A 23,924-nucleotide genomic window follows, 5' to 3' on the forward strand; every position below is an offset into this window, starting at 1 on the left:
CGATCCGGGTGCCCCCCTCAGGGCTCAGACCGGGCGGGTGGCCAGGTCGAGCAGCTCCAGGATGTGGTGGTACGTCTCCCCGGTCGCCCGGGACATCCCCACCTCACAGGTGCGGTTGGCCGAGGCGTAGGCCGTCCGGCCGGTGCCGCCCTGCCCGGTCCGGGCCGCCACCTCGCCGGCTTCGGCCTTCGTCGCCGAGGCGGTCAGCTCCGGGTGGAGCATGCCACGGTCGCCGGCGAACGCGCAGCAACCCGTCGCCACCGGCACGATGACCGACGTCGCGATCTTCTCGGCGATGGCGCGAGCAGCGGCATTGAGGCCCAGATGGGTCATCGAGCACGTGTTGTGCAACACCACCGTGTCGTACGGCTGGGTGACGACGAGGTCGTCCAGCAGCTGGTCGGCGACGAACTCCACCGCGTCGATGATCGTCAGGTCCCCGTACTTCTGGTCGGGATCCTTGTGCTGGAACTTCAGCACCCCCTCGGTGCAGGACGCACCGTCGACGACGACGGGCAGCCGGCCGTGGTCGGTCGCCTCCCAGAGGATCGGCAGGGCCTTTTCCCGCATGGTCGCGTGACCGCGGGTGAAGCCCTTGGACGACCACGGAGTGCCGCAGCACAGCCCGTTGATCCCCTCCGGAATGTCCACACTGACGCCGGTCCGGGTGAGCAGGGCATCGATCGCCGGGCCGACGCCCGGACCGCCCTCCGCCGCGCCGAACAGGTTGTGGATGCAGGCGGGGAACCAGACCGCGGCAGCGCTGTCGGAGTGCCGCGGTGTGCGACGCCGTCCACCCTTGGGCAGGTCCTTGGTCCAGCGCTGGAGATTGTCGTGGCCGACCACGGCACGACCGACGTCGGTGGCCGTTGTGGCCAGCGGCGCGACTGCTGCGGCGACGTTCATCGCGATCCCGCCCACCGCTGTGAGGCCTCCCCAGTTGCGGGCGAGGGCGTCCCAGGCGGCCTGGCTGGCGTTGCCATGGCCCTCGGCCCGGAGCCGTCGGACCAGGTCTCCGGTGTTGATGTCCAGGGGGCAGTTGACCGAGCAGAGGCCGTCGACGGCGCACGTCTCGATGCCCTGGTAGCGGTAGGTCTTGCTCAGCTCGTCGGCCAGTCCCGTGTTACCCGCCTGCTGGGCGGCGGTGATCTCCCGGCGCAGCGCGATCCGCTTGCGTGGCGTGAGGGTGAGGTCGCGGCTGGGGCAGATCGGCTCGCAGTAGCCGCACTCGACGCACCGGTCGACCTCCTCCTCGACGGCGGGAGCATCCTTCAGGTCCTGCACGTAGGAGCGGGGGACCTCGGACAGCACGACGCCCGGGTTCAGCACGCCGTCGGGGTCGCACAACTGCTTGACCCCGACCATCACCTCGTACAGCTCCTGCCCGTACTGGCGGGCCACGAAGGGCGCCATGATCCGGCCGGTGCCGTGCTCCGCCTTCAGCGAACCCTGGTGTCCGAGCACGACGTCGACCATGTCATCGGTGAACGCCTCGTAACGCCCGGTGTTCCGGCCGCCCTGGAAGTGCTCGTTGAGCATGAAGTGGATGTTGCCGTCCTTGGCGTGGCCGAAGATCACCGATTCCTCGTAGCCGTGCTTGACGAACAGCTCGGCGAGCTCGGAGCAGGTCCGCCCGAGCGCGCCCACCGGCACGACGACGTCCTCGAGAAGTGCGGTCGTGCCACTCGGGCGGTGACCGGCGATGGCGGCGTAGAGGCCCTTGCGGACCGTCCACAGTTCGGCGGCGCGCTTCGCGTCCTGGGCCATCCCGAACGGCACGGCCAGCGGGAGCCCGTCGGTCAGCGGTCGGGCGGCGCTGACCATGTCGGCCAGTTCCTCCGGGGTGTGGCCGTGGAACTCCACCAGCAGGGCAGAGTGGTCCCGGACGTTCAGTGAGGTGATCGCCTGGGGGCTGCCGGAGAGTCGCTGGGCGACGCGCAGGCTGACGGAGTCCATCAGTTCGACGGTGGCGAATCCGGCCGCGACCAGGTCGGGGAGGGCGGTCATCGCCTCGTCGATGGTGCTGAAGACCATCAGGCCGGTGGTGACTGCGGGGAGCACCTCGATGGTGCGCAGCGTGGCGGACGCGACGAAGCCGAGGGTCCCCTCCGAGCCGATCATCAGGTGCGCGAGGATGTCGGCCGGCAGGTCGTGGTCGAGCAGCGAGTTGAGCCCGTAGCCCATGGTGTTCTTCATCGAGAACTGCTGGCGGATGGTGTCGACCGAGTCCTGGCGGGACCTGACCCGATCGCGCAGCTGGCTGAGGCCGGCGTAGAGGGCGGGCTCGAGCTGGCGGAGCTTGTCGTCAGCGTCTGCAGCCCCGGTGTCGAGGACGGTGCCCGAGGGCAGGACCAGGACCATCGACTCCAGCGTCCGATAGGTGTTGAACTCGGTGCCGCAGGCCATCCCGGAGGAATTGTTGGCCACCACGCCGCCGATGGTGCAGGCCACCTCGGACGCCGGGTCGGGCCCGATCTTGCGACCGTACGGACGCAAGGCCATGTTCACGGCCCGAACCGTGGCCCCCGGCTGGACGCGGACCCGCGCGCCGCCGTCGAGGACCTCGATGCCCCGGAAGTTGGCCCGGGTGTCGGCCAGGATGCCGCCACCCTGGGCCTGTCCGGAGAGGCTGGTGCCGCCGGAGCGGAAGGTCAGGGGCAGGCCGCTGCTGCGGGCCGCGCGGAACAATGTGCCGATGTCTGCGGCGGACTGGGGCGTGGCCACGATCTGCGGCACGACAAGGTAATGGGAGGCATCGTGTGCCAAGGCGCGCCGGTCGAACTCACTCTCGGAATACATCCCGGCCGTGCCGGGCAGAGTGGGGTGGGCGGCCGTCACCGTCGTCATGGGGACTCCTGGTCATCGTTGACTGAGATGACGTGAGCGTACCTCAATGGTCTGACCATCGGAAGGGATGGTCAGACCATTGAGGTGATGCTGGTCATCGGCTCAGCCGAGTGCCGGGACCGTCGCGTGGGCTGCGGATGCGCGACGGGCCGTGGCTGGCGGTGCCAGGGGGCCAGGACTGCACCCGGGATCGGATGGATCCAAACTCGGTGGACGGAGTTCAGTCCCTTCTCGACGGCCTCGCGCCGGGTGAGCGTGACCAGCGTGGGTGCCTCGTCCTGGTCCACCTCGACCTCGACCTGCACGTCGAAGCCGACCCGATTGATTCGCTTCACCCAGCCGCCCTGCTCGCCTGGGCGGTTGGTCGGGTGCACGCTCAAGCCGATGTCATGTGGGCGGATCAGCCTGCCTCCCAGCATCGTCACCGGTCCGAGGAATCCCATCACGAAGGCGTTGGCCGGCTCGTCGTAGAGCTCGTCGGGGCTGCCGATCTGTTCGATCCGGCCCTGGTTGACCACGACCAGGCGATGTGCCACGTCGAGGGCCTCCTCCTGGTCATGGGTGACGAAGACCGTGGTGACGTGCACCTCGTCATGCAGCCTGCGCAGCCACTCCCGCAGTTCCCGGCGGACCTTCGCGTCGAGGGCGCCGAAGGGTTCGTCGAGCAGAAGGACCCGGGGCCGGATGGCGAGAGCACGGGCCAGGGCCATGCGCTGGCGCTGGCCGCCGGACAGTTGGGCCGGCAGCCGGTCGGCGAACTGCTGAAGATGGACGAGTTCGAGCATCTCCTCGACCCGGGCGGCGATGGCCTGCTTCGACTGTCTGCGGATGGTGAGACCGAAGGCGATGTTCTGCGCGACCGTGAGGTGGCGGAACGCGGCGTAGTGCTGGAAGACGAAGCCGACGTCGCGCTTGCGGGCGGGGATCCCCGTCGCGTCGGTCCCGGCGATGGCGACGGTGCCGGTGTCGGCGGTCTCCAGCCCGGCGATGATCCGCAGCAGGGTGGACTTCCCCCCGCCGCTGGGACCGAGCAGGGCTGTCAGGTCGCCGGTGGGGATGGTCAGGTCGATGTCGGCCAGGGCGCGGAAGTCGCCGAAGTTCTTCGAGACGCCGCGGATCTCGATGCTCATGCTCGCTTCTCCTCGGACGGGCGCAGCACCGTCACTACGACGAGCGCCACCAGGGCGGTCACGGTGAGGAGCAGTGCGGCGGTGTAGGCGGTGGTGGTGTGGGCGGCGCCGAACTGCTGGTAGCGCTCCTCGACCAAGAGGGTGGCCGTCTGCGTACGGAACGCGACACCGCCGGAGACGATCTTGACGGCGCCGAACTCGCCCAGGGCGCGGGCGAAACTCAGTACGACCCCGTAGACGACGGCCCACCTGATGGTAGGCAGGGTGATGCGGCCGAAGACCTGCCAGCGGTTCGCCCCGAGAGTCTGGGCCGCCTGCTCGGCCTCCGTGCCCGCCTCGAGGAGGACCGGCACCACCTCGCGGATGACCAGCGGCAGGCAGACGAACGTGGTGGCCAGGACGATGCCGGGCGGGGCGTAGATCACCTGGAGGCCGGCAGCGCGCAGCGCCGGCCCGAACCAGCCGCTGGTCCCGCCGTAGACCAGCAGGAGGGCCAGGCCGACCACGACGGGGGACACCGACATCGGCAGGTCGACCAGCGCCGACAGCACCCGGCGTCCGGGGAACCTGTGCCGGACCAGCAGGAGGGAGATGCCGACCCCGAAGACGGTGTTCAGCGCGACGGCCCACACCGCAGTGACGAGGGTGAGTTGGAAGGCGAACACCAGCGCCGGGTCGCGGAGCGCGGCGACCACCGGACCGATCCCGCCGGAGAAGGTCTGCCGGGCGACGAGCGCGACGGGCCAGATGACCAGGAACGTCAGGTAGAGGACGACGACGGCCCGCAGCAGGTAGCGGGCCCAAGGCAGTCCCGGTGTCCTAGTCGACATGGCGGGTGACCTTTCCGGAGAAGACGTCGAGGAGCACGATGGCCACCAGCGCGACGAGCAGGAGGACGGAGGCCACCGCCGCCGCGCTGTGCAGGTTGTCACCCTCGACGTAGCCGAGGATGCGGACCGCGGCGACCTCGGTGTGCATCGGAAGGTTGCCCGACAGGAGCACCAAGGAGCCGAACTCGGACAGGCCACGCGCGAAGGACATCGCCGCACCGGAGGCGATGGCGGGCACGAGGCTCGGCAGGACGATCCGTCGGAAGACGGTCAGCGGCCCCGCACCGAGAGAGGCGGCCGCCTCCTCGGCTTCCGGCTCGAGTTCCAGCAGGACCGGCTGCACCGTACGGACCACGAAGGGGAGCGTGACGAAGAGGAAGGCCAGCGCGACGGCCATCCTGGTGTTCGCCCAGTTCACCCCGAGGGGTGAGCGTGGGCCGTAGAGGCTGAGCAGCACCAGTCCGGCCACGATGGTGGGCAGGGCGAACGGCAGGTCGATGACGACCTCGAGGATGCGCTTGCCCGGGAAGGCGTCGCGGACGAGCACCCAGGCGATGAGGGTGCCGATCACCACGTCGACGGCGGTCACCACGAGGGAGATCCCGACGGTGAGGCGGATCGCGGCAGCGGTCTGGGGATCGGTGAGGGCGACCCAGTAGGCGTGCCGGCCCCCTCCGAGGCCTTCACGAGCACCGCGATCAGGGGGAGCAGCACGAGCAGGCCGAACCAGATCATGGCCAGTCCGAGTCCGGTGCCGGACACCCGGTCCAGGGTGCTGGACCACGGGGGCGCACTCCGGGCCCGGCGCCCATGGGTGGCGTCGGGCCGGCGGGTGGAGAGGACCTGCGTCATCGGGTCTTCCCCGTCGCCTGCTGGATGCGCGGCACCAAGCCGGTGGACTCGGCGAAGAACTTCTTGTTCACCGCCGACCAGCCCCCCAGGTCATCGTTGACGGTGAACAGCCGGGCGGGCCGGGGGAACGGATTCCTCGGGTCGTTCGCTCCCTTCACCTCCGGGATGGTCACCCCGGATATGACGGGTCGGAAGCCCTTCGCGGCGAACTCGACCTGGCCCTCGGGGCCAGGACGAAGTCGAGGTAGGCCTTCGCCTTGGGGTCGGCGTTCTTGGTCACAGCGCCGGGGTTCTCGATCAGCACCGTGCTGGCGGGCACGATGTAGTCGAAGTCCTCGCCGGACTGGCGGGCCAGGATCGCCTCGTTCTCGTACGAGATGAGCACGTCGGCTGTGCCCTGCAGGAAGGCGTTGGTGGCATCGCGCCCGCTGCCGGGCAGCGCCACGACGTTCCTGAAGAACGACGTGAGGTAGTCCTCGGCCTGGGCGTCCGTGCCGCCCTGGCTCACCACCTGCTGGTAGGCGGCGATGATGTTCCAACGGGCCGAGCCGGAACTGGCGGGGTTGGGCGTGACGATCCGGATGCCCGGCCTGATGAGGTCGGACCAGTCATGGATGTTCTTGGGGTTGCCCTTGGGGACCACGAGGACGACCACCGAGTCGGAGACGATGCCCTTGGTCGGGCCGTTCTTCCAGCTCGGGTCGACGAGGCCCGCGTCGACAAGGCGGGTGACGTCGCCCTCGAGGGAGAAGTTGACGTAGTCGGCCGCCAGTCCGTTGACCACCGCGCGGCTCTGGTCACCGGAGGCACCGTACGACTCCTGCCAGACGACCCCGCGTCCGGCGTCCGTCGCGGCGAACTTGGCCTGGATGGCGTTGTTCGCCTCCTTGGGGACGGCGTACCCGACCAGGTGCAGCGTGGTCGCCGGCGCGGTGGAAGCGTGGCCGTCGGCACCGGCCGTAGTTGCTGCGCCGCCGACGCAGCCCGACAGGGTCAGACCGGCAGCGGCGATGCCGCCGAGAGACAGCAGCGTGCGGCGGGAGAACGTGGGCGTCATGGGGGTGTCCCTTCGTGGACTCGCGGACGAGCGTTGACGATTAAACAGGTAGGTTTGATAAGGTATAGGGAGAACTTATACATGAACGGGGTGCCCGTCCGCAAACTCCTGGGGGCATCGCATCGCGCCAAGCGCTCCACAGCAGCGGATCGAAAGGAGCACACTGAGGTCATGGCCACCAATGACGACGACAGCACCATTGATCCCTCCGAGGTCGTGGACCAGCTCGACCCCGAGCAGAGCCTGGTCGAGCGTGGTGTGGACGACCCTCTCGACGAGGGGATCATCGCCCCCGACGATTGGTCGGGCGCCATGACCGAGGCCCTGGAAGGTCCGGAGGGGCTGAGAGAACGGATCAAGCGCGAGGACCCCGAACGGGAGCGCTTCGAGGAGCCGGACTGGGACAGTGACGGACCCGAACAGGCCGAGTACCACCGGGCGGGTCGTCTCGTCGACGACAACTCCGGCTATGACGGCGAGGATCGCGAGGCCGGGCTCATCGGTCACGACGTCGGGATCTCCGGCGGTGCGGCGAGTGCCGAGGAGGCCGCTGTGCAGATCGTGGACGAGGACCTGCTGCGCGAAGCGGAACGACGTGACGACTGACCGTCCGCACGAGAGCCATCGGCTGTCCGACCGTCTACGCTGGATGTATCAGGTCGTCCCGTCCCGGGACGTCCAGTCCGGCGAACTTCGGAGGCATTCCTGTCCAGCGTGCGCACCCTCGACGTGATCGACGACGACAAGGGCCGGGGGGTCCGGACACTGATCGTGCCCGCTTCGATCGACATGGTGTCGGTCCTCGGCCCGCGTGACGAGTTCCTGCGGATCCTCGAGCGAGTGCTCGACGCCGACATCCACGTCCGTGGCAACGAGATCCACCTGTCCGGTGACGAGGCCGCCCTCCGGGCCGGCACGGAAGCCCTCACCGAGATGGTCACCATCGTCCGTACGGGGCAGGGCCTGACCAGTGACGCCGTCGAGAGGCTGGTGGGGATGCTCGCCGGCGAGGCCGAGGTGCGGCCGGCCGAGGTCCTGACCCATTCGATCCTGTCCAACCGTGGCCGGACGATCCGCCCCAAGACGCTCAACCAGAAGCACTACGTCGACGCGATCGACCGGCACACGGTCGTCTTCGGTATCGGCCCGGCGGGCACCGGCAAGACCTACCTCGCGGTCGCCAAGGCCGTCCAGGCGCTGCAGCGCAAGGAGGTCAACCGGCTCATCCTGACCCGGCCGGCGGTGGAGGCGGGCGAGCACCTCGGCTATCTCCCTGGCACGCTCAGCGACAAGATCGATCCGTACGTCCGTCCGCTCTACGACGCGCTCCACGACATGGTCGATCCGGACTCGATCCCGCGGCTGTTGACCGCCGGCACGATCGAGGTCGCCCCTTTGGCGTACATGCGCGGTCGTACGCTCAATGACGCGTTCATCATCCTCGACGAGGCTCAGAACACCACCGCCGAGCAGATGAAGATGTTCCTCACTCGCCTCGGCTTCGGCTCCAAGATGGTGGTCACCGGCGACGTCACGCAGGTCGACCTGCCCGGCGGCCAGCGATCGGGGCTGCGGGTGGTCAGCAACATCCTCCACGACGTGGAGGACATCGCCTTCTGCCAGTTGACCAGCAAGGACGTCGTCCGGCACCGGCTGGTGGGGCGCATCGTCGCCGCGTACGACCGGTTCGAGTCGGCCAACGCCCAGGACAACCAGGAGAAGGGGACCAAGCGCCGGTGAGCGTCGAACTGAACAACGAGTCCGGCGACGAGGCGGACGAGAAGGGTCTGGCCGCCCTGGCGACCTGGGTGTTGTCGGAGCTGCGGATCCATCCGCAGGCGGAGCTCTCTATCGTCCTTGTCGACGAGGAGACAATGACCGCCTACCACGTCAAGTACATGGATCTGCCGGGCCCCACCGACGTGCTGTCGTTCCCGATGGACGAGCTGCGCATCCCGGACCCGGACGAGCCCGAGACCGAGGGAATCCTCGGTGACATCGTGCTGTGTCCCGCGGTGACGGCCCGTCAGGCCGCCGAGAACAACCGGACGCCTGACCAGGAGGCGGAGTACCTGCTGGTGCACGGCATCCTGCACCTGCTCGGGTACGACCACGCCACGCCGGAGGAGCATGCCGAGATGTTCGGGCTGCACGACCGGCTGATGGCGGCGTACGAGAACCATCGGGCGGGTGACGTGCGTTCATGAGCGAGCCGGACGTCGTCCAGCTGGTCATCGCCCTCGTCCTCGCCATCGCCGTCGGCTTCCTCGCCGCGATCGAGACCGCGCTGCACTCCTTCTCCCATGCCAGGGCGCAGAACCTGGTCGAGGAGGGTGTGTCCGGCGCCAAGCGCCTCGAGCTGATCACCGAGGACCCTGCTCCCGCGGTGAACGCCGTGCTGTTCATCCGCACCATCCTCGAGGTCACCTCGATCGTCCTGGTGGCCCGGGTCGTGATGGGACTCAACCTCCGCGACTGGGCGGAGCTCCTGTTGGCGATCGGGTCGATGGTGATCGTCTCCTTCATCGCGTGGGGAGTGGCACCACGTACCCTCGGCCGCCAGCGTGCCGACAGCATCGCCACCCGATCCTCGGGCCTGGTCGTCCTGCTCACCACGGTGCTCGGGCCGGTCCCGCAGCTCCTGATCGCCATCGGCAACATCCTCACCCCGGGACGCGGCTTCGACGACGGCCCGTTCTCCTCGGAGGCCGAGCTGCGCGAACTGGTCGACCGGGCCGAGGAGTCCGACGTGATCGAGGCCGGTGAGCGCCGGATGATCCACTCCGTCTTCGAGCTCGGCGACACCATGGTCAAGGAGGTGATGGTGCCCCGGACGGACATCGTCTCCATCGAGGACTCCAAGACCCTGCGGCAGGCGACCTCACTGGCCCTGCGCTCCGGCTTCAGCCGGATCCCCGTGGTCGGGGAGGGCGGACTGGACAACATCGTGGGCATCGTCTTCCTCAAGGACCTGATGAAGCGGACCTACGACAATCCGCAGTCCCAGACGACGGAGCGGGTCTCCTCCCTGATGCGCCCGCCGATCTGGTGCCCCGACTCCAAGCCGGTCGACGATCTGCTCAAGGAGATGCAATCGACCCACTCCCACCTGGTCGTGGTGGTCGACGAATTCGGCGGCACCGCGGGCCTGGCCACGATCGAGGACATCCTCGAGGAGATCGTCGGTGAGATCGTCGACGAGTACGACGAGGCCGAGGTCGCCCCGATCGTACGGTTGTCGGAGGACCGCTACCGGGTGTCGGCGCGCCTGGCCGTCGACGAACTGGGGGAGCTATTCGGGCGCAAGCTCGACGATGAGGACGTCGACACGGTCGGTGGACTGATGGCCAAGCTGCTCAACATGGTCCCGATCGCCGGTTCCGTGGTCCGCTGGGAGGGCCTCGAGCTCGTCGCCGAACGCGCCCAGGGCCGGCGCAACCAGATCGGCACCATCCTGGTCACCCAGGTCGGTGAGGACGAGGAAGCGGGGGACGCCCGGGCGACAGCGGCCGTTCTCCGTGTCGCACAGACCAAGGAGGAGAAGTGATGGCTGAGCCGATGACCGCCGACGACGGCGATGAGTTCCGTTCCGGCTTCGTGTGTTTCGTCGGCCGGCCGAACGCCGGCAAGTCCACCCTGACGAACGCCCTGGTCGGGCAGAAGATCGCCATCTCTTCCGACAAGCCGCAGACGACCAGGCACGTCGTGCGGGGCATCATCACCCGGCCCGACGGCCAGCTGGTGCTCATCGACACCCCCGGACTGCACAAGCCGCGGACGCTGTTGGGGGAGCGACTGAACGACCTGGTGAGGGACACCTGGTCGGAGGTCGACGTGGTGGCTGTCTGCCTGCCCTCCGACCAGCGGATCGGGCCCGGCGACAGCTACCTCGTCGAGCAGATCGCCCACCTGCGCAGCCGCCCGACGCTGGTCGCGCTGGCCACGAAGTCCGACCTCGTCAGCGGGGAGCGGCTGCGACAGCATCTGGTCTCGATCCAGGGGTTGGAGGACAAGCTCGGCCTCTCCTGGGCCCACATCATCCCGGTGTCCGCGGTCACCGGGGACCAGGTCGAGGAGCTGGGGGACATCCTGCTGAGTCTGTTGCCGCCCGGGCCGAAGTATTACCCGGACGACGAGTTCACCGACGAGCCGGAGGAACAGCTCGTTGCCGAACTCATCCGGGAGGCTGTCCTGGAGGGGGTCCGCGACGAACTGCCCCACTCGATCGCTGTCGTGGTGGAGGAAATGCGCATGCGCGCCGATCGGCCCGAGGACAAGCCGTTGCTCGACATCTATGCCTCGATGGTCGTCGAACGCGACTCGCAGAAGGGCATCGTCATCGGTCACAAGGGGGAGCGACTGCGCCAGGTCGGCACCGCCGCCCGTCAGCAGATCGCTCACCTGCTGGGAGTCCCGGTCTTCCTGGATCTCAAGGTCAAGGTGATGAAGGACTGGCAGCGCGATCCCAAGTACCTGAACCGCCTCGGTTTCTGAGCCCTGGGTGGTCCGGACATCCCGCCGATGGTGTCGGCCGGGACGATAGGCTGACCCTCATGTCCAAGGTTCTGACTTCCCTGCCTGTCGGCGAGCGCGTCGGCCTCGCCTTCTCCGGAGGTCTCGACACCTCCGTCGCCGTCGCATGGATGCGCGAGAAGGGCGCGATCCCCTGCACGTACACGGCTGACATCGGTCAGTACGACGAGCCGGACATCGCTTCCGTCCCGGGACGGGCCGGAGCGTACGGAGCCGAGCTCTCGCGCTTGGTGGACTGCCGGGCGGCCCTGGTCGAGGAGGGCCTGTCCGCGCTCCAGTGCGGCGCCTTCCACATCCGCAGTGCCGGCAAGGCCTACTTCAACACGACCCCGCTGGGGCGCGCCGTCACGGGCACGCTGCTGGTCCGGGCGATGAAGGAGGACGACGTCAACATCTGGGGTGACGGGTCCACCTACAAGGGCAACGACATCGAGCGCTTCTACCGCTACGGGCTGATGGCCAACCCGCAGCTGCAGATCTACAAGCCCTGGCTCGACGTGGACTTCGTCAACGAGCTGGGCGGGCGCGACGAGATGTCCCAGTGGCTGGGCGAACGGGACCTGCCCTACCGCGACTCGAAGGAGAAGGCCTACTCGACCGACGCCAACATCTGGGGTGCCACCCATGAGGCGAAGCAGCTCGAGATGCTCGACACCGGCCTGGACATCGTCGAGCCGATCATGGGCGTCAAGGCCTGGGACGAGAACGTCGAGGTGAAGACCGAGGAGGTCACCGTACGGTTCGAGCAGGGCCGCCCGGTCGAGATCAACGGTGCGACCTTCGCGAATGCCATCGACCTGGTGCTGGAGGCCAACGCCGTCGGTGGCCGGCACGGGCTCGGGGCGTCCGACCAGATCGAGAACCGGATCATCGAGGCCAAGTCGCGCGGCATCTACGAGGCGCCCGGCATGGCTCTGCTGCACATCGTCTACGAGCGGCTGGTGAACGCGATCCACAACGAGGACACGGTCGCCAACTACCACAACGAGGGGCGCCGGCTCGGGCGGCTGATGTACGAGGGCCGCTGGCTCGATCCCCAGTCGCTGATGCTGCGCGAGTCGCTGCAGCGCTGGGTCGGCTCCGCCATCACCGGCTCGGTGACGCTGCGACTGCGCCGGGGCGACGACTACACCATCCTCGACACCGAGGGTCCCGCCCTGAGCTACCACCCGGAGAAGCTCTCGATGGAGCGGGTCCAGGACGCGGCGTTCGGTCCGCAGGATCGGATCGGCCAGCTGACCATGCGCAACCTCGACATCGCCGACTCCCGGGCCCGACTCGAGCTGTACGCCCAGCAGGGCATCGTCGGTGGTGCGACGGCCGACCTCGTCGGGGCGTTGGAGGGCGGCGGATCGAAGGCCATCGCCGGCGGCAAGGGACCCGACGACGAGGGCGAGGCGCTTGACCGCGCAGCCTTCGACCAGGGCACCGACTGAGCGGAGGCGGCAGGCGCCGCCGGAGCAGGCAGGGCGAAGCGGCCCACGGGTGAACCCGTGGGCCGCTTGCCGTTCCGCTGCCCCCCAACAGCGGAGGCTGTGGGATCAGGAAAGTGAGATCTTCTTCTCGGCCCCGAACATCCCGCCGCGCACACCGAGCTGGGTGGGCTGCACGTCCTTCGGAATGTCGAACACCAGCAGGCCCTTGACGGTGTTGCCCGGATTCACCTGCTCGAGAAAGGTGTGGTTCTGATCGTTCGCGTAGATCTCAGCGGTGCTGTCGGAGCTATATTCGATGGCGTCCTTGTCGTACAGCTTGACCAAGTTGGAGTCGAACGTCTTCGATGACTTGCCGGTGTTCTTGACGTTCACGCTGACGAGTACGTACTGGCCCTGCGCCGACTGGTTGAGGTAGTCGGAGCCGACCTTACTGACGCCCTTCTGGACCTTGGTCACGGTGTACTGCAGGTCGCCGGCGTCGACCGCCTCGTTCAGGCCGGCGAGCTTCTCCTCCTGCTTGGCCGCCGGCGCCACCGCCTGGGTGGACGCCTGGACCGGGGTGGTCGCGAGCGGGGAGGAGGCCGCCGCAGGGGCCTGCGACGCCGTGGAGCCGGCAGTGACCTTGGCGCCCTTGTTGCCACCGCCGTTCGCGGCGAACGCGATGATGACGATGACCGTCACGACCCACACCCACGGCCGCTTGTACCACTTCTTGCGCGGCTTCATCGGCGGCTGCGGGGGATAGGGCTGGCCCGGGACCTGCTGGTAGGGCTGGTTCTGGTACTGCGGGTTCTGCGACTGGGGGAAGGGGGGCTGGGACATTTCCGTCTCCTGTCTGGTGCTGCTGACAGGTTCCATGGAACCGGTCGGGCCACTGACGCCACATCGGCCGATCGGCGCGGCCGACTCAGCGATTCGGACGAGGCGAGAGTCGCGGCATCATCCGATCGGCTGATTCCCGGACGGGGAATCGAACGTATGATCAACCGCGTGCAGAAGCCCTCGGAAGTCCCGCCCACCCTGGTGACGGTGCGCCGCGTGGCGTGGACGGTCCTGGGCGGTTCACTCGCGGTGCTGGTGTGTCTGGTCGCTCTCGTGGGTTCGTTGAGCGTCGTTCCCGCCTACCAGTCGCATGTCGGCCTCGGTGGTCAGCTGACGAGTGTCGGTGTGCTGGCGCTGCTGGCCTGGCTCGTCGCGATGGCCACCCTGTTCGCCCGCCGCGCGCACCCCTGGGTGCCGATGGTGGCCGGTGTCCTGCTCACGGTGGTGCTCCAGCTCGACAGCCTGCTGCTGCTGTTCGGGGCGGCGTCGGTGGTCGTGCATCGCGGTCGCCGTCAGGGCGCCATCGCCTCCACCGTCGCAGGGGCGCTCACGCTGGTGGCAGGGCTGCGCGACGGGCTGCGCCCCTGGCGGGACAGCGCCTGGGCTGCCGCGTTGAGCTCGTCGTCCCCGCTGTCTGCGACGCCGGATCCGCAACTTCAACTCGGCGTGAGCCTCGGGATCGCCTTCGTCTCCGGTGTGGTGGTCCTCGGCAGCGCCTGGCTGGTCCGTTCGCGACAGGACCTGGGGGAGACAGAGGAAGCCCGGGCGCAGGCGGAGGACCGCAGCGAACGACTCGCGACGGCGACCGTGCGCCTGGAGGAACGTGAGCGTCTGGCCCGCGAGGTCCATGACACCTTGGCGCATCGCCTGTCGCTGATCTCGCTGAACTCGGGGGCGCTCGAGACTGCCGCCCTGGACGGCTCCCCCAGGTGGCGCAAGCAGCCGAGGCCCTGCGGGAGAGTGCTCATCGCTCGTTGGAGGATCTGCGTGAACTGGTCGGCGCACTGCGACAGCCGCCGACTCCCGATCGCGCTCCGATGGCAGGCGACCCGGACCTCGCTCCTCGGGTGGGGCTCGCCACCCTGCCCGAGCTGATCGAGTCGGCGAGGTCTTCCGGGGCTCGCATCGAGGCCACGATCATGGTCCAGGACGCTGATCAGGCGGGGGACCTGCTGAATCGAGCCACCTATCGCATCATGCAGGAGGCCCTGACGAACGCCTTCAAGCATGCACCAGGCCAGCCCATCCGCGTCGATCTCATAGCCGGCCCCACGACGGGCATCCACGTCACGGTGACGAATGCGCTCGGCCCGGATTCCGGCCTTCCCGGGTCGGGCAACGGCCTCATCGGCATGCAGGAGCGTGCTGCCCTCCTCGGCGGGATCCTCAGCGCTGAACCGGATGACCGAGGGAACTTCGTGGTCGAGGCATCCCTGCCGTGGCAAGGTCGAACGAGCCGCTGAGGAGGGGCGGGCCGAGCTGCGGGCGGCCGATGTCAGAGGCTTCTCCTAGCCTCATCGATGTGACACAGAGTGATGCGGGGGACACCCGGCCCATCCGGGTGATGCTGGTCGACGACGACGCGATGGCGCGCAACGGCGTTCGGATGATCCTGGAGAGCGCGCGCGATATTCGGGTGGTCGCTGAGGCTTCCGACGGTGGGAAGGTGATCGACGCCGTCCATGCCCACCACCCCGATGTGGTGCTGATGGACCTGCACATGCCGACGGTGAACGGCATCGCGGTCACGGCCCGCCTACAGCGAGAGATCAATCCGCCGAAGGTCATCGCCCTGACCTCGATCGACCTGGACAGCTACGTCTTCGACGCCCTGGAGGCAGGGGCGAGCGGGTTCCTGCTCAAGGACGTGGCGCCGGTCGATCTGCAGCAGGCGGTGCGTACGGTGCACCACGGGGATGCCGTTCTTTCCCCGCGCAGCATCGCCCACCTCATCCGGCAGTTCGTCGACGCAGGCCACCGCGAGCAGAACAGCCGCGCGCTCGGTCTGCTGGCGCTGCTGACGCCCCGGGAACTGGAGGTCGCCCACTGCGTCCACGAGGATCTGAGCAACCAGCAGATCGCCCGGAGACTCGGCTGCAGCGAGGCCACCGTGAAGACGCACCTCAGTCACATCATGGCCAAGCTCGACGTGCCGAGCCGTGTCCAGGTCGCCCTGCTGGTTGAGCGTGCGGCCTCCTCCCGCAGCGCGATGGTCCCCGCCCCGATGGGATGACCTGTTGACACAGTGGATCCATCAGCTAGAGTCGACGACGTGGTCAAGGTCATGATTCTCCTTCCTTGCCGCAGCGAGGCCTACTGAGTTCGGCCTCCTCGCTGCGGAGTCGAAGCGTGCCGTCCGCCACTCATGACAGCGAGGAAATGATGACCACCACCAATACCGTTCCCCAGGCCACCGGTCCGCAGTCGACCGTCGCCGCCCCCACGTTCACCGGAGCATTCGGCACTGTGCCGCAGACTCGCCCCGTGCAACAGCCCAGCGGTATGCCGATCCGGCGCTACCACGCTTTCGAGCCCGTCGCCCTGCCCGACCGTACGTGGCCGGACAACAAGCTGACCAAGGCCCCGCGCTGGCTCTCCACCGATCTGCGAGACGGCAACCAGGCCCTGATCGATCCGATGACGCCCAGCCGCAAGCAGAAGATGTTCGACATGCTGGTGCGGATGGGCTACAAGGAGATCGAGATCGGTTTCCCGTCGGCCTCCCAGACTGACTTCGACTTCGTCCGGCAGTTGATCGACAACGACCGCATCCCCGACGACGTCACCATCACCGTGCTGACCCAGGCGCGCGAGGACCTGATCGAGCGCACCGCTCAGTCCCTGCAGGGCGCCGCCCGCGCCAATATCCACATGTACAACGCGCTGGCGCCGATGTTCCGCCGGGTCGTCTTCAAGATGGACGAGGACGAGGCGAAGGACCTGGCGTGCCGCGGCACGGATCTGGTGATGAAGTACGCCGAGCAGTACCTGGGCGACGTACGTTTCGGCTACGAGTACAGCCCGGAGATCTTCACCCAGACGCCGACCGACTACGCCGTCGAGGTCTGCAACGCGGTGATGGACCGCTGGCAGCCGGACGCGGACCGGGAGATCATCCTCAACCTGCCCGCGACGGTCGAGATGTCGACGCCGAACGTGTACGCCGACCAGATCGAGTACTTCTGCCGCAACGTCAACCACCGGGAGTTCGTCACCGTCTCGCTGCACGCGCACAATGATCGCGGCACGGCCGTCGCCGCGACCGAGCTGGCGCTGATGGCCGGCGCCGACCGTGTCGAGGGCTGCCTGTTCGGGCACGGCGAGCGGACCGGCAACGTCGACCTGGTCACCATGGCGATGAACCTGTTCAGCCAGGGCATCGACCCGATGATCGACTTCTCCGACATGGACGAGATCCGTCGCACCGTCGAGTACTGCACCGGCCTGCCGGTGCACCCGCGCCACCCGTACGCGGGCGACCTGGTCTACACCGCCTTCTCCGGCTCCCACCAGGACGCCATCAAGAAGGGCCTGGAGGACCTGGAGAAGCAGGCGAAGGTCACCGGCACCCCCATGCGGGACAACGCCTGGGAGGCCCCGTACCTGCCGATCGACCCGCACGACGTCGGTCGCACCTACGAGGCCGTCATCCGGGTGAACTCGCAGTCCGGCAAGGGCGGCATGGCGTACCTGATGAAGGCCGACTACAAGCTGGACCTGCCGCGGCGACTGCAGATCGAGTTCTCCCGCGTCGTCCAGCAGGCGACCGATGCCTCGGGCGCCGAGATCAGCTCCCGGCAGCTGTGGGACATTTTCAACAACGAGTACATCGAGACCGCCGGGCCGCTGCAGGTCCTGGGCGTGCGCACCCAGAACAACGGTGTGGACACCATCGACGCGACCGTCACGATGAACGGCCAGGAGCTGGTGATCCACGGCGAGGGCAACGGCCCGGTGTCCGCCTACGTCGACGCGCTGTCGAGCTTCGGCACCCGGTCGGTCCGCGTCCTGGACTACTCCGAGCACGCGATGGCCGCCGGTGGCGACGCCAAGGCGGCCGCGTACGTCGAGTGCGAGATCGGCGACGGTGACGACGCCCAGATCATGTGGGGCGTAGGCATCCACGAGAACATCATCACCGCCTCCCTGCAGGCGGTCACCCACGCGGTCAACCGCGCCATCCGCTGACGGCACCGCACCCCTGGACTCCGGGCAGTCGCCACCCCTGACCCGCCCGGAAACACGAAGCCCTGCCTCCCACAAGGAGAGAGCAGGGCTTCGTGGCGTTCAGTGCCGTGTGGCGATCACTCGCCCTGGACGAGCCACAGGTCCGGGCCGAAGATCTCGTAGAAGACCTGCTCCGACGGGTGGCCCGACGAGATGACCTGCGAGCGGACGGCCTTCAGGAAGGGCAGCGGGCCACACATGACGACGTTCGCCTCCCACGGGATCGACACACCGCTGATGTCCATGTAGCCCTCGTGGTCGCCGTCGCCGCCCTCCTCGAACCAGGTCTCGATCCGCGCATTCGGCAGGTCCGCGACGAGCTGCTTCATCTCGTCCGCCAGCGGCCACTCGGCCGAGGACCGGTCGGCGTGCAGCACGATGACCTCGCGCTGCGACCCGCGCTCGCACAGGGCGTGGAGCAGGGCGAGCATCGGGGTGACGCCGATACCTGCCGAGGCCAGGACAAGCGGGACCTGCGTGTCGCGCAGGACGAGATCTCCATACGGGTTGGACAGGTCGTAGACGTCGCCGACCCGGAGCTTCTCGTGGATCAGCGGGGTCACCTCGCCGTTCGGGTCGAGCTTGACCGCGATCCGGCGGGTGCCGGCCGGGGCGGGAATCAGGGTGAACTGGCGCGGCTGGCGGATGCCGTCGGGCGTCGGGACCTCGATGGAGACGTACTGGCCGGGCCTAGCCGGTGCCACAGCGGTGTCATCGGCGGGCTCGAAACTGATCACGGCGACATTGCCGCCGGTCATCTCCTTCTTGGTCACCCGCCACGGGGAGAAGGGCTTGTCGTTGGGCTGGCTCGCGTAGAGGTTCTTCTCCATCGAGATGAGGGCGTGGGCCATCAGCCAGTAGACCTCGGTCCAGGCCTCGACGACCTCGGGGGTGGCGGCGTCGCCGAGATCGGCCGCGATGGCACCGAAGAGGTGCTCGTAGACGGTCGGGTACTCGTCCTCCTTGAGTCCCAGCGAGGCATGCTTGTGGGCGATCCGGGAGAGCACCGACTCCGGGTAGGAGTCCGGGTGCTGCAGCAGCCAGATCGCGAACGCGGCGATCGATCCCGCCAGCGCCTTCGGCTGCTCACCGGTGATCTGGTTCGAGCGGCTGAACATCCCGTCGAGCAGGTCGGGGCGTGCCCCGAACATCCGCTTGTAGAACTCCGGGGTGATGAAGGGGATGCGTTCCGCGACGACGGCAGCGGTGGCCGCGATGATCGGGCGGGAGGTGTCCGACAGCATGGGGTGTACTCCTTCGTTGGGGTTGCCGGAACAGTAATCGATTGATTCGGACTATCCGTTGAAAACGATCGTGATCCAGGTCACCGACGAGGTCATCGCTAGGCTTTGACCATGATCGTCAACGACCTGCTCATCGACGGCATCGAGCGCAGCCGGGAGGTCTGTCACGAGGTATTGCGCGGATTGACGCCCGATCAGGCGAATGCCCGTCCGGGCGGGGACCACAACTCGATCTCCTGGCTGGTGTGGCACATCGCTCGCGAACAGGACGTGCAGATCGCACCACTCTGCGGCACGCCACAGGTCTGGACCTCCCAGGGGTGGTTCGAACGGTTCGATCTCGACCTGCCGGCCCGCTCGATGGGGTACGGCCATGACGTCTCCACCGCAGGCAAGGTCGTGGTCGACGACACCGACCTGTTGCTGGGTTACCTGGACGCCGCGGTCGACGCCACCCGGGCCTACATCGCCTCGGTCGGGGCCGACCAGTTCGACGACATCGTCGACGACCGCTGGGACCCGCCGGTGACACGGGGGGTGCGGCTCGTCAGCGTCATCGACGACGCCGCCCAGCACGCGGGGCAGGCGGCGTACGTCCGGGGACTGCTCTTCGGCTGAACGGGCCCTGGTGCTCTGGGGCGTTCGGTCAGCCCAGCGCCCCGTCGTCGGGTTCGGCGTCCTCCTCCTCGGGGATGACGTCGGTCCGGACGCCCGGGGCCACCGGCTCCGCCCAGGCGTACGGCGTCTTGTCCACGTGCAGGGCGTTCGGGTGCAGGGCGCTTGCCTGCTCCGTCCGGCCCTCGATGTTCGGTACCGCGCCCCCGAGCCGACGATCCCGGCCGGCGAACGACTCGATGGCGGCCCACAGGTCCCGCCGGTCGAAATCCGGCCACAGGGTGTCGAGGAACACCATCTCGGCATAGGCGGACTGCCAGACCAGGAAGTTCGACGTCCGCTGCTCGCCGGAGGAACGGATGAACAGGTCGACGTCGGGGATGTCCGGTTCGTCGAGGAACCGGTGGAACGACGACTCGGTGATGTCCTCAGGGCGCAGCTGGCCGTCGCGGGCCAACCGGGCGATCTGCCGGGCGGCATCGACGATCTCGGCGCGCCCGCCGTAGTTCATGCAGAACTGCAGGGTGAGGGTGTCGTTGTCGCGGGTCCGTTCCTCGGCCGTCTCCAACTCACGGATCACCGAGCGCCACAGCCGGGGGCGCCGACCGGCCCATCGGATGCGTACGCCCATGGCGTCCAGTTCGTCCCGGCGCCTGCCGATGACATTGCGGTTGAAGCCCATCAGCCAGCGCACCTCGTCGGGGGAGCGTTTCCAGTTCTCCGTGGAGAAGGCGTACGCCGAGACGTACTTCACGCCGATCTCGATCGCACCGGCGAGCACGTCCATCAGCACCGCCTCGCCACGGGCGTGACCCTCGATCCGCTTCAGTCCGCGTTCCTTGGCCCACCGTCCGTTGCCATCCATCACGATCGCGACGTGGCGGGGAACCTTCCCGGCCGGAATCTCCGGCGGACGGGCGCCGGAGGGATGGGGTGGCGGAGGGGCCGGCGTGTGACGCGACATGGGATCAGCCTAGTGGGGCCGCGTCACCCGGTGCGGCCTCCGATCGCGCCGTAGAATGAAGCGGTGCCGACCTACCGCGACCAAGCCGTGGTGCTGCGGACGCACAAGCTCGGCGAGGCCGACCGCATCATCACGATGCTCACGCGCGCCCACGGCAAGGTGCGTGCGGTGGCCCGGGGGGTGCGCCGGACAGGATCGAAGTTCGGAGCCCGGCTCGAGCCGTTCAGCCATGTCGACCTGCAGTTGGCCAGCGGGCGCAACCTGCACTACGTCGACCAGGTCGAGACCATCCAGGCCTACGGCGGTCGGCTGGCGGCCGATTACCCGGCCTGGACGGCGGGGCAGGTGATGGTCGAGACGGCCGACAAGCTGGTCGGTGAAGAACATCAGCCTGCGTTGCAGCAGTACCGGCTGCTCGTCGGGGCCCTGGCGGTGCTGGTGCGAGGGACCACCGACGGCCCCCGCCCCGCCGCGATGGTGCTGGACTCCTACCTGCTGCGGTCGATGGCGGTGGCCGGTTACGCGCCCACCTTCACCGACTGCGCCTCCTGCGGCGCTCCCGGCCCGCACACCGCGTTCTCCCCGGCGGCGGGCGGTGTGGTGTGCCGCTTCTGTCGCCCCCCGGCCAGCGCCCATCCCCAAGTGGCCACCCTCAACCTGCTCAGCGCCCTGTTGGTGGGGGACTGGGCCGCGACGAGTGCGGTGGAGGCCACGGTCCAGCGGGAGGCGAGCGGTCTGACCGCGGCGTTCGTCAACTGGCACATGGAGCGTGGGCTGCGGTCCCTCTCCCTGGTCGAGAGGTAGTAGCTCCGCCGGGGTTGCGGCCGGCTCACGACTGGGGCTGGGCCTGCGGCTCGATCGGAAGGATCGCGTAGGCGGCCCGGATGTGGCTCTCCATCGCCGTCGCGGCCCGCTTCTGGTCCCGCGCGAGCAGAGCCTCGTACACCTCTTGGTGGTCCGCCATCGTCGCGCGCCGGAAGGCCGGCCAGTCCCGCATGTTCTTCTCCGCGGTCACGATCGGCCGGCGCAACGACTCGCGGATGGCGATTGTCATGTCCGTTGCGAGGGTGTTGCGGCCGGTGTTGGCGATGGCGACGTGGAAGCGGGTGTCGAGATCGTTGAAGGTGTCGGGGTCTTGGGCCACCGCCATCTCGTCGAGGATGTCGCGCAGTTCCTCGAGGTGCTCCTCGGTGATGTCGCGGCAGGCGGCGGCGATGGTCGTACGCTCCAACGCGATCCTCACCTCGGTGACGTCCTCGACCGGGAAGTCCGCCAGGGCGACCTGCAACCGCAGTACCTTCTTCAGCGCCTCGGTGCGGAAGGCCGCGACCCGCGTCCCGCCGCGGGGGCCCACCGAGGCGGAGAGCACACCCTGCGCGACCAGGGCATGGATCGCCTCGCGTACGGCGGCACGGCTCACCCCCAGTTGGGTCGCCAGGTCCCGCTCCGGCGGGAGCTGCTGGCCGATCACGAGGGAACCGCCGAGGATGGCTTCCTCGATGTGATTGAGGACCACCTCGTAGGCTCGGCTGCCTTCAGTCACGTCATCGCCTCTCGATACGGTCATGGGGAGAGTCTAGAAGACACACCTTGACCATTGGTCTGACCAATGATTACTGTACTTTCTGTTGGTCAGACCAATGCTGACCTTCCATGAACGTAGTGACAGAGGACAAAGGTGTTCCCTATGACTCCCTTCCAGCCGACGCTCAGCCCACTCGGCAGCGTCACCGCCTCCGCACTGGTGGCGCTGGTTCCCATTCTGGTCATGCTCATCACCCTGGGCGTGCTGAAATGGAAAGCTTATCTCGCGGGTCTGGCCTCGTTGTTGGCCGCGCTGCTGGTGGCGGTCCTCGCCTTCCACATGCCGGTGACCATGGCGGGGCTGTCCGCCCTCCAGGGTGCGGCGTTCGGTATCTTCCCGATCACCTGGATCCTGCTGGCCGCCATCTGGATGTACGACATCACGGTGGTCAGCGGCCGGTTCGAGGATCTCCGTTCGACCTTCTCGTTGATCACCGACGACCCCCGCGTCCTCGGCATCCTGGTGGCCTTCTGCTTCGGCGGCCTGCTCGAGGCGCTGGCCGGATTCGGCGCGCCCGTCGCGATCACCTCGGTGATGCTCGTCGCCATCGGCTACTCGCCGCTCCGCTCGGCCATGACCGTGCTGTTGGCCAACACCGCCCCGGTCGCGTTCGGCGCCATCGCCACCCCGATCATCATGGCCGGCAACGTCTCCGGTCTCGACTACCACCGGATCGGCGCCTTCGTCGGTCGCCAGACCGCCATCCTGGCCTTCATCGTGCCGTTCCTGATGCTGCTGCTGATCGACGGGCGCAAGGGGCTCAAGCAGGTGTGGCCCGCAGCCGTCGTCATCGGTGGTGTCTTCTCCGTCGCCAAGTGGATCACCTCCTCCTACGTGTCCGTCGAACTGACCGACGTGATCGCCTCGCTGCTCGGCATTGCCGCCGGTGTCGTCCTGATGCGCTTCTGGAAGCCCGCCGGCTCGGCCGAGGCGATGGAGCGGATCTCACGGCGGATGATGGGGGAGCCCGACTCCGTGCTGGAACGCGACTCCCACGCCCCCGCGGACCCCAAGAGCCTCACCGCCGGCAAGATCACCATGGCGCTGCTCCCGTACATCCTCGTGGTCGCCCTGTTCTCGATCGTCAATCTGATCCCGCCGATCGCCAACGCCCTGGCCGCGACCGACATCAAGTTCGGCTGGCCGGGCCTGGCCGGCAACATCCTGGACGCCGCCGGTCACAAGGTCACCCGCACCACGTTCAAGCTCGCGCTCCTCTCGTCCCCCGGCACTCTGCTCGCCGTGATCGCCATCATCACGGCTGCCATCTACCGGGTGCCCCCGCGCGCCGTGGTCGGGACCTTGGGCCGCAACGCCCACAAGCTGCGCTTCACCGCCCTCACCATCGCCTCGGTCGTCGCCCTGGCGTACGTGATGGACTTCTCCGGCCAGACCGTCACGATCGGCACCTGGATCGCCGGCACCGGTGCGGTGTTCGCCTTCCTCTCCCCGGTGCTCGGCTGGATCGGGACCTACGTCACCGGCTCCGACACGACGGCGAACGCCCTCTTCAGCGGCCTGCAGGCCACCGTCGGCAAGAAAATCGGCCTCGATCCCTTCCTCACCGTCTCCGCGAACGCCTCCGGTGGCGTGCTCGGCAAGATGATCAGCCCGCAGAACCTGGCGATCGCCGCCACGTCGGTCGGCCTGATCGGCCAGGAGTCACTGATCCTGCGCCGGATCGTCGGCTGGAGCTTCGCCCTGCTCGCCTTCCTCTGCGTGCTCGTCGGACTGATGTCCACGCCGGTCCTCGGCTGGCTGCTCCCGGCCTGACCCTCCGTT

The 23,924-nt window shown here is 68.2% G+C and carries 23 protein-coding genes and 1 pseudogene; 13 read left to right on the forward strand and 11 right to left on the reverse strand.

Translation table 11 applies throughout. The annotated features are described in order from the left end of the window. Window positions 1-24: 24 nt before the first annotated feature. From Rai3103_RS12405 to Rai3103_RS12425, 7 genes are all read right to left on the reverse strand, one after another. Window positions 25-2,847, reverse strand: coding sequence for an FAD-binding and (Fe-S)-binding domain-containing protein (locus Rai3103_RS12405; protein WP_153572858.1), 2,823 nt, complete (start codon window positions 2,845-2,847; stop codon window positions 25-27). Between the two features lie 71 nt (window positions 2,848-2,918). Beyond that, window positions 2,919-3,977 carry a sulfate/molybdate ABC transporter ATP-binding protein gene (locus Rai3103_RS12410; protein ID WP_153572859.1) on the reverse strand — a complete coding sequence of 353 codons (1,059 nt, stop codon included), beginning with the start codon at window positions 3,975-3,977 and terminating at the stop codon, window positions 2,919-2,921. Next, the gene (locus Rai3103_RS12415; protein ID WP_153572860.1) at window positions 3,974-4,807 is read right to left on the reverse strand and encodes a sulfate ABC transporter permease subunit; all 834 of its coding nucleotides are present in this window, start codon (window positions 4,805-4,807) and stop codon (window positions 3,974-3,976) included. The genes Rai3103_RS12410 and Rai3103_RS12415 overlap by 4 nt, the downstream gene beginning before the upstream one ends. Continuing rightward, window positions 4,797-5,399, reverse strand: coding sequence for an ABC transporter permease (locus tag Rai3103_RS12420; protein WP_228488898.1), 603 nt, complete (start codon window positions 5,397-5,399; stop codon window positions 4,797-4,799). Before Rai3103_RS12420 ends, Rai3103_RS12415 begins: the two co-directional genes overlap by 11 nt. Then, window positions 5,393-5,659, reverse strand: coding sequence for a hypothetical protein (locus Rai3103_RS17875; protein ID WP_228488899.1), 267 nt, complete (start codon window positions 5,657-5,659; stop codon window positions 5,393-5,395). The genes Rai3103_RS12420 and Rai3103_RS17875 overlap by 7 nt, the downstream gene beginning before the upstream one ends. After that, window positions 5,656-5,817, reverse strand: a complete 162-nt coding sequence (locus Rai3103_RS17880) for a hypothetical protein (RefSeq protein WP_228488900.1) — start codon at window positions 5,815-5,817, stop codon at window positions 5,656-5,658. Before Rai3103_RS17880 ends, Rai3103_RS17875 begins: the two co-directional genes overlap by 4 nt. Window positions 5,818-5,828: 11 nt before the next feature. Then, window positions 5,829-6,716 (reverse strand): sulfate ABC transporter substrate-binding protein, encoded by an 888-nt coding sequence (locus tag Rai3103_RS12425; RefSeq protein WP_228488901.1) that lies wholly within the window; start codon window positions 6,714-6,716, stop codon window positions 5,829-5,831. 171 nt (window positions 6,717-6,887) lie between these two features. Here Rai3103_RS12425 and Rai3103_RS12430 point away from each other — a divergent pair, with 171 nt between their 5' ends. The 6 genes from Rai3103_RS12430 to argG all read left to right on the forward strand — a co-directional run bounded on the left by Rai3103_RS12430 (window position 6,888) and on the right by argG (window position 12,685). Next, the gene (locus tag Rai3103_RS12430) at window positions 6,888-7,322 is read left to right on the forward strand and encodes a DUF5709 domain-containing protein (RefSeq protein WP_153572861.1); all 435 of its coding nucleotides are present in this window, start codon (window positions 6,888-6,890) and stop codon (window positions 7,320-7,322) included. A 183-nt stretch (window positions 7,323-7,505) separates the two neighbouring features. Beyond that, window positions 7,506-8,456 (forward strand): PhoH family protein, encoded by a 951-nt coding sequence (locus Rai3103_RS12435; protein ID WP_153573750.1) that lies wholly within the window; start codon window positions 7,506-7,508, stop codon window positions 8,454-8,456. Further along, window positions 8,453-8,923, forward strand: coding sequence for an rRNA maturation RNase YbeY (ybeY, locus tag Rai3103_RS12440; protein WP_153572862.1), 471 nt, complete (start codon window positions 8,453-8,455; stop codon window positions 8,921-8,923). Before Rai3103_RS12435 ends, ybeY begins: the two co-directional genes overlap by 4 nt. Next, on the forward strand, window positions 8,920-10,263 hold the full coding sequence (locus Rai3103_RS12445) for a hemolysin family protein (RefSeq protein WP_153572863.1): 1,344 nt from the start codon (window positions 8,920-8,922) through the stop codon (window positions 10,261-10,263). Before ybeY ends, Rai3103_RS12445 begins: the two co-directional genes overlap by 4 nt. After that, window positions 10,263-11,210 (forward strand): GTPase Era, encoded by a 948-nt coding sequence (era, locus tag Rai3103_RS12450; RefSeq protein WP_153572864.1) that lies wholly within the window; start codon window positions 10,263-10,265, stop codon window positions 11,208-11,210. Before Rai3103_RS12445 ends, era begins: the two co-directional genes overlap by 1 nt. Before the next feature lie 59 nt (window positions 11,211-11,269). Then, window positions 11,270-12,685 carry an argininosuccinate synthase gene (argG, locus tag Rai3103_RS12455; protein ID WP_153572865.1) on the forward strand — a complete coding sequence of 472 codons (1,416 nt, stop codon included), beginning with the start codon at window positions 11,270-11,272 and terminating at the stop codon, window positions 12,683-12,685. Window positions 12,686-12,790: 105 nt separating this feature from the next. Here the strand turns inward: argG and Rai3103_RS12460 are convergent, their stop codons facing one another. Continuing rightward, a complete protein-coding gene (locus tag Rai3103_RS12460) occupies window positions 12,791-13,507 on the reverse strand; it encodes a DUF4352 domain-containing protein (protein ID WP_194793125.1) in 717 nt (238 codons plus the stop codon). A gap of 168 nt (window positions 13,508-13,675) precedes the next feature. Between Rai3103_RS12460 and Rai3103_RS12465 the strand changes: the two genes are divergently transcribed. The 4 genes from Rai3103_RS12465 (at window position 13,676) to leuA (ending at window position 17,695) form a co-directional block, all read left to right on the forward strand. Further along, window positions 13,676-14,602, forward strand: coding sequence for a histidine kinase (locus Rai3103_RS12465; protein ID WP_194793126.1), 927 nt, complete (start codon window positions 13,676-13,678; stop codon window positions 14,600-14,602). Then, window positions 14,575-14,970: an ATP-binding protein gene (locus tag Rai3103_RS12470; RefSeq protein ID WP_153572868.1), complete on the forward strand. Its 396-nt coding sequence runs from the start codon at window positions 14,575-14,577 to the stop codon at window positions 14,968-14,970. The genes Rai3103_RS12465 and Rai3103_RS12470 overlap by 28 nt, the downstream gene beginning before the upstream one ends. Before the next feature lie 59 nt (window positions 14,971-15,029). After that, a complete protein-coding gene (locus tag Rai3103_RS12475) occupies window positions 15,030-15,740 on the forward strand; it encodes a response regulator (RefSeq protein WP_228488902.1) in 711 nt (236 codons plus the stop codon). 269 nt (window positions 15,741-16,009) lie between these two features. Continuing rightward, window positions 16,010-17,695, forward strand: coding sequence for a 2-isopropylmalate synthase (leuA, locus tag Rai3103_RS12480; RefSeq protein WP_228489342.1), 1,686 nt, complete (start codon window positions 16,010-16,012; stop codon window positions 17,693-17,695). A gap of 116 nt (window positions 17,696-17,811) precedes the next feature. Here the strand turns inward: leuA and Rai3103_RS12485 are convergent, their stop codons facing one another. Further along, window positions 17,812-18,978 (reverse strand): globin domain-containing protein, encoded by a 1,167-nt coding sequence (locus Rai3103_RS12485; protein ID WP_153572871.1) that lies wholly within the window; start codon window positions 18,976-18,978, stop codon window positions 17,812-17,814. 111 nt (window positions 18,979-19,089) lie between these two features. Here Rai3103_RS12485 and Rai3103_RS12490 point away from each other — a divergent pair, with 111 nt between their 5' ends. Then, the gene (locus Rai3103_RS12490) at window positions 19,090-19,596 is read left to right on the forward strand and encodes a mycothiol transferase (protein ID WP_153572872.1); all 507 of its coding nucleotides are present in this window, start codon (window positions 19,090-19,092) and stop codon (window positions 19,594-19,596) included. Between the two features lie 187 nt (window positions 19,597-19,783). On the opposite strand, the pseudogene Rai3103_RS12495 reads toward Rai3103_RS12490, so the two are convergent. After that, window positions 19,784-20,557, reverse strand: a pseudogene (locus Rai3103_RS12495) (isoprenyl transferase); the annotation flags it as partial. 63 nt (window positions 20,558-20,620) lie between these two features. Between Rai3103_RS12495 and recO the strand changes: the two are divergent. Beyond that, window positions 20,621-21,361: a DNA repair protein RecO gene (recO, locus tag Rai3103_RS12500; RefSeq protein WP_153572874.1), complete on the forward strand. Its 741-nt coding sequence runs from the start codon at window positions 20,621-20,623 to the stop codon at window positions 21,359-21,361. A gap of 25 nt (window positions 21,362-21,386) precedes the next feature. Here recO and Rai3103_RS12505 read toward each other — a convergent pair whose 3' ends face one another. Then, complete coding sequence (locus tag Rai3103_RS12505) at window positions 21,387-22,124, reverse strand: FadR/GntR family transcriptional regulator (protein ID WP_153572875.1); 738 nt, start codon at window positions 22,122-22,124, stop codon at window positions 21,387-21,389. Window positions 22,125-22,235: 111 nt separating this feature from the next. Between Rai3103_RS12505 and Rai3103_RS12510 the strand changes: the two genes are divergently transcribed. After that, entirely contained in the window at window positions 22,236-23,915 is a 1,680-nt protein-coding gene (locus tag Rai3103_RS12510) for an L-lactate permease (RefSeq protein ID WP_422396005.1), read from the forward strand. Window positions 23,916-23,924: the final 9 nt, after the last annotated feature.

It is taken from the genome of Raineyella fluvialis, from assembly GCF_009646095.1.
GTDB classification, from domain to species: domain Bacteria; phylum Actinomycetota; class Actinomycetes; order Propionibacteriales; family Propionibacteriaceae; genus Raineyella; species Raineyella fluvialis.